The sequence below is a fragment of the Emticicia sp. genome, assembly GCF_049241225.1.
Classification (GTDB): domain Bacteria; phylum Bacteroidota; class Bacteroidia; order Cytophagales; family Spirosomataceae; genus Emticicia.
On the sequence record NZ_JBMLRC010000120.1, the window covers coordinates 30212 to 36283 of the forward strand.

Consider the following 6072-nt stretch of genomic DNA (forward strand, 5'->3'; position numbering starts at 1 on the left):
ACCGCTTTATATTCGTCGTTGTTCTGAATTTCCACTTGTGCATCTTTGCCGTAAATCAGTTTAAGTTTATCGTTGATGCTCCGCAGACCGTAACCTGATGCCATTTCTTCGGGAAAAGGTTTTCCCGAATCATGTACCGAAAGAATAATTGATTCATCTTTTTGGTAGATTTTTACCTCAATTCGTCCTTCTCCAGAAACCTTCGCAATACCATGTTTGATGGCATTTTCGACCAAAGGCTGCAATAAAAACCTCGGAATCTGAAAATCTTCAAGGCTTTTATCTAATTCGGTTGAAAACTTTAACCTATCACCAAAACGCACTTGTTCGATAGAAAGATAGGTTTTTACAATTTCCAGTTCGTCGGCAATGCTACTAAAATGTTCGTTGTTTCGGTCAGTAGTATATCTAAAAAGCTTTGATAGAAGAATTGTCATTTCTTCGGCCTTATCGGGGTCCGAATGCACCAAACTTGCAATACTATTGAGTGAATTGTATAAAAAATGTGGATTGATACGTGCTTGTAAAGCTCCAAGTTCGGCGGTTGTTTTGAGTTTTTCGAGATTGAGTAACTGATATTCTTGCTCCGAAATCTTGCGAGTGATTTGTCGAGTATGTTGCCAATAGTAAAAATACAAAGAACTGACAACGGCAGGAATTGCTAAATACCAATTTCTATCACTACTCAGGCTATTTGATGCCATATCGGCATAGCTTAATTGAAAAATACTAAGAAAGAATTGACAAAACTGCAACAATACGTATGTAAAAGCGATGATTATCAAGTATTTGATCGATTGATAACGAACCTTGTTATCTAATAACTGTACAAACGTAGTCACGGCCGAATGTGCACTCAAGCTAATGGCAATGTTTGAAAAAAACACAATCTTATCGACACGAGATAATGTATTCTGAGGTTCAATGAGCTGTAATGTAAAATACACTATACTACTCAAGCCGTACGTAATGAGTAAACAAAAGAGCAGACCAAAAATGAAATTACCAACATTAAAATCTAAATTTGATTTGTTATCAGTAGCTTCTTGGCGTTTGATAAAACCATTTTGAGGTTTTTCTTCTCTTTCTAAGGCTCCGAATAGGCGTATAGTTCCGCCAATCCCTTTTACTTTAACCGTCGGACCACCTCCATTGAGTTTTCCTACGAGTTGGTCTTGGGTTCGGTAGCCTTCAAAATTTTGAAGTGATGGAACAACAACTCTTGAACTTGAAATATCAAGATCGATGGCTTGGTTGAGGGGTAAGGCAACTTTTATATTTCCACCCGAAGTATCGAGCCAAACATATTTGTTGACCGACTTTATTTCAGCTTCAATATTTCCTCCTTTGGTGCTTGCTCCAATATCGCCTTCGATGCCATATAATTTGATATTCCCTCCCCAAGTTGAGCATTGAAGTTCGCCTTTTAAGCCATCACCTGAGATATTTCCGCCTGAAGTACTGGCATGGACTTTCCCTTTTTGATTTTTTATTTTAATATTTCCACCGAGTGTTTTTACAACTATATCACCATCATTTTCAGATAAAAATACTTTTCCTCCCCAAGTTTTGGCATCAATAGTAGCATTACAATTATTGATTTCTAAATTACCTCCCATTGTTTTACCTCTAAAAATACCTTTTGAGTCATTGATCAGTATATTCCCCCCCCAAGTCGTGAAAATATGATTAGAGTCGAGGTCTTTCAAGTAAATATTTCCACCGTAAGTTTTAGCATTTGCTAAGATGTGTTTCGGCAACGAAATTCTGAAAGATGTTTTCTGAAAATTAAACCAGTTGTATGGGTGAAAATAATTGGGTTTTGAGAAAACATTAAGTGTTTCGCCGATTTTTTCGATGCTTACAGGATTAATTTCTGAGTCAATCGAATCTAATCTTTCACTATTTAGGAATAATGTCAGTAAACTTCTGACAGAAGCAAAAATTTCGATTTTTAAAACACTTTCTTCAGTTCCAATGAGTTCGATATCGCCTGAGAAAGTAGTGAGTTGAAGGTTTTTTATTCCCTCAGCATTCACTTCTTTTATGTATGTCGCTGATGAGTTCATTTTTTTATATCTGAGAAAGCATCCATTTAGCAACTCTTTCGCCCCAATTTGGTGCAATGCTTGATGCGGGTTTGAATTTCGTAAATTTATTGATTGCATCTTGTAAAATTGGCTCTGATTTTTTCTTTCCGCCACCAAAAGCTTCTGGCGTGTAGAAAACTCCTTGTCCAACCAATAAAGCTACTCTTGGATTTTCAGGGTTTAACTTTGCTGCATTTTGTAAAGCCGTTCCTACGATTCCACCATATTTTTGCCAGCGTTCTTGTGGCGAAACCGCCATTTTTGCACTGGCAATGTAGGCTTTAAGTACTTCAATTTCGTCGTTATTGGGTTGAAGCTTTTCGGCTGCCGTAGCAAACTTTTCAGCTTTTTCTAAAATGATGTCTTTTTTATCGGCATCGGTTTCGGCATAATTTAAGTTTACTAAGCCATAAGCCGCCCAATAATTCGGCAACCATTCTTTGGGTTCGGCAGCAGCGATGCGTTCTAACTGACTAACGGCTTGTTTGTTGTTCTCAGTGTTTTCAAATTCGCTGAGCAAACCGACAGCTTTTTCCATGGCTGATACATAAGCAGGGTTTTGAGCAAAAGTTTCGGTAATTACCAATGTTAATAGGCTGATTACAAATAAAATACGTTTCATTTTGATTGATTGTTTGAATGTTAAAAATAGCTTTTCTGATTTGTTGACTCAAAGTTATGTGGACTTTCGTTGCTGAAATATTGATTTCCGACGAATGTCTGTTTTTGAGGAGTAAACTTCGTTTTTGGAAGAGCGAAATTTGTTAATTATCCAAATCGGCTTCTTTTGGTTTACCGAGTTGTTTTGAAAGATTCATCGAAATTCCCAAAAAGAATGTTCGGTAAACTGGTGGAGTTACTTCAAAGCGTTGTTTGCCATCAGCCGAATAGCGGTAGCCAAACACATTTTTTCGAGCAAAAATATTATCCAACGCCGCATAAAATACCACAAAATTGCCTTTGATAACTTTTATATGGCTCACCGAAAGGCTCACGTTTTGAAACGGTTTCATGTAAGTAGGCAAAAATGACGTCGTGGCAAAATCATAGTTTGGTCGCCCGCTTGTATGCGTGAATGTTACACCAACATTTGTGCTGATTTTTTCAAGAAATTGCTTGTAAACTACGCTAAAATTGTGTTTTGAAGCAAAAGTAGGCGTAGCTTCTTGTTGATAATTTCTGAATAAGCGTTTGGTATCTAAGAAAGAATAAGTGAACCAAAAATCTCCATTTTTGATACTTTTCTTGTCTCGAAAAAATCCATCGAAGCCTTGTGCGTAGCCAAACCCGCTATTGTCGGTTTTTCCAATCGGGAAACGATAAGGGTTTGGGTCGTAGAAAGTTGTGTATTCTCGCACTAAATCTTTATAATCTTTTCTGAAAGCCTCCACTCGAAATGTACGGTCGTTTTTGATAACTTGATAATTCAGAATCAAGTGATTGGCCAACTCAAAATCTAAGTTTTGATTGAGATAAAGATAGTTTTTCTCTGGTGTTTGGTAAAACTGCCCCGCCGCCAACGAAACTTGACTGTATTGACCCGTTTTGTAGGCCAAAGAGATTCTTGGAGCAATATTGGCTTTATTTATCACATTCGTGTATTCGCCACGTAAACCAAATCTTCCTGCCAATTTTGGTGTGATGTAGAGTTCGGTTTCTACGAAGGCCGTTCCATAATTTTCATTCAACTTAAAATCATATTGATTATAGATATTTCCGACTTTTATGGCGTGAAACTCTGTGCCAAACAGAACCGAACTGGCATTATTCCTTCCAAACAAGCGAGTCATTACTGCTCGCACCTGTGTACGCTCATCGAGGCGATCGCCTGCGTTGCCACCTACTGTTAGTTTATCGATATTATGGCTGTACGAAAGTCCAGTTTGTAAAATCCAGCGTCCTTCATCAAAGTTTACTTGATAAGTTCCATTCGTGAAAACGTTTCGGTTTTTTAGGTCAAATTTGTACTTTGTGCCAATTTCTTCATAAGATGGAAACAAAATCGTAGATTGATTATCGGTATAAGTTCCGTAGATTTTCAACGAACTATTTTTAGTCAGATTTTCATTGACCGTTAGCGAAGTGCTAAAACCTTGCGGCATTTTATCAAAAATGATATTCGACTGAATCAGATTAAAGTAAGGCGAAAGATTGCTGTAATAAACCGACCCCGAAACACTGCCCTTGTGGGTGTAAGTTGCCCCAATACCCGCCATATTGGCATTCAGATTCCAGCCGCTGGCATTATCGGTTTTGTCTTTAGTTTGCAACAAAAGCACCGACGAAAGTGCCTGACCGTATTGTGCTGAATATCCGCCTGTGCTGAAAGCAGTTCCTTTAAACATAAAAGGCGTGAATCGTCCACGTTGTGGCACATCGGGCGTACTACTAAAAAATGGATTCTGTACAATCATGCCATCAATCACGGTTTTTGTTTCGTTGGCCGAACCTCCACGCACAAAAAGTCCTTCTTGCTCGCCCACTCGTTGAGAGCCTGGCAAAAGTTGCATTACGGCCGTAATATCTGCTCCACCACCTGCGGTTGTAACGATGTCGAGAGGTTTTAGCATCACCATTTTTTTGCTGTCCGATGCCTCGAATGTTCCTGCCGTAATTGTCACGGTATTCAGCACATTCATGGCTTCTTCCAACTTGATGTTTACTTCTACGTTTGGTTTATCTAATTTTATTTTCTGCTCAAAAGGTTCATAGCCCACAAAACTTGCCGAAATCGTTGCGGTATCTTTCTGAGAAGTTTTAAATGTAAAATTGCCATCTAAATCACTGGTTGCACCATCGTAGCTGCCCTTTACGAAAACATTGGCACTCGGCAGAGCTTCACCTTTACGGTCGGTTACTTTGCCCTTGATAGTTGTTTGGGCAAAAACGGTTGGAAATAATAAGAGTTGAAATAAGAAAAGAGGTAATAGCTTTTTCATTAGATTTGTGTTTTTTGATGACACAAATTTATTTTTGAAAAGCTCCTTAGATTAGCGTTTTCAGACAAACGCCTGATTTTGAGGAATAAACTTAGTATATAATGGAGTGAAAATGTTGAGAAAATTAAGAACTAAGTAAAAGAAAATAAATAACTTATCCATTGGAAATTGTCTTAAACTATGGAACGCAGATGACGCTGATTCTATCGAAACGCTGATTTTCGCAGATGAAAAAATCAAAAATTCGTGTGAATCTGCGTTGCTTGCATCCGTGTCATCTGCGTTCCATCAATGTACAACTTATTTATGCTTTGTTACTAAAAATGTAGAATTAAGATTTATTTAGAAAAACGCATCTTCAAAGTGCATGATTTCAAATTTCTCGCCCACGGTTATGGCAATGATGTCGAAACGAACGTTTCCGTGCCAATCATGCTCGTATATGTAGTTTTCGGCAGTTTTAATGATAAGACTGGCTTTGTTTTTCGAGATAGTTTGTTCGGGAAAGCCATGAGCGACTTCCGACCTCGCCCGAACTTCTACAAAAACTAACCAGCCATCTTTCAGAACAACAATATCTATTTCGCCTTTTCCGTGCGTGTAGTTTTGGTCGAGAATCTCGTAACCTTTCTTTTCCAAGAATTTGGCCGCCATTGCTTCGGCCTTGTTGCCTGTTTCGTTGTGTTCTGCCATTATTGTAGAGCAAGTTTCTAACTTGCCCTCAGAAAGTGTAAAATATTTTACATTAATTCTGCAATTACTGTTTCACCACCAACTGGTTTATCATCGATATTGACTAAGATTTTTGCATCTAATGGCAAGAAAATGTCAATTCTCGAACCAAATTTGATAAAACCAAATTCTGAACCTTGCTCTACGGCTTGTCCTTCTTTCACATACCAGCAAATTCTACGAGCCAAAGCCCCAGCAATTTGGCGGAACAAAACCTCTGTGCCGTTGTGGTGTTTCACCACGATTGTCGTGCGTTCGTTTTCGGTGCTTGATTTTGGGTGCCAAGCAACCAAATATTTTCCTGCGTGATA

At 38.4% G+C, this 6072-nt stretch carries 5 protein-coding genes; all 5 read right to left on the reverse strand.

Features of this window, described 5'->3' with window-relative positions:
- A partial coding sequence (locus ACOVO2_RS07425; protein ID WP_421769363.1) for a histidine kinase occupies positions 1 to 2069 on the reverse strand: 2069 nt, incomplete at its 3' end.
- 4 nt (positions 2070 to 2073) lie between these two features.
- Complete coding sequence (locus tag ACOVO2_RS07430; protein WP_421769364.1) at positions 2074 to 2712, reverse strand: hypothetical protein; 639 nt, start codon at positions 2710 to 2712, stop codon at positions 2074 to 2076.
- Between the two features lie 142 nt (positions 2713 to 2854).
- Complete coding sequence (locus tag ACOVO2_RS07435; protein WP_421769365.1) at positions 2855 to 5029, reverse strand: TonB-dependent receptor; 2175 nt, start codon at positions 5027 to 5029, stop codon at positions 2855 to 2857.
- A 342-nt stretch (positions 5030 to 5371) separates the two neighbouring features.
- Entirely contained in the window at positions 5372 to 5722 is a 351-nt protein-coding gene (locus ACOVO2_RS07440) for a YraN family protein (protein ID WP_188767239.1), read from the reverse strand.
- A 47-nt stretch (positions 5723 to 5769) separates the two neighbouring features.
- Positions 5770 to 6072: phosphatidylserine decarboxylase (locus ACOVO2_RS07445; RefSeq protein WP_421769366.1), on the reverse strand; the 303-nt coding region annotated here is incomplete at its 5' end.

What these genes read in the sequence shown, in the direction of transcription:
- ACOVO2_RS07430 (WP_421769364.1), bottom strand. Translation starts at nt 2,712, where the DNA reads ATGAAACGTATTTTATTTGTAATCAGCCTATTAACATTGGTAATTACC.
- ACOVO2_RS07435 (WP_421769365.1), bottom strand. Translation starts at nt 5,029, where the DNA reads ATGAAAAAGCTATTACCTCTTTTCTTATTTCAACTCTTATTATTTCCA.
- ACOVO2_RS07440 (WP_188767239.1), bottom strand. Translation starts at nt 5,722, where the DNA reads ATGGCAGAACACAACGAAACAGGCAACAAGGCCGAAGCAATGGCGGCC.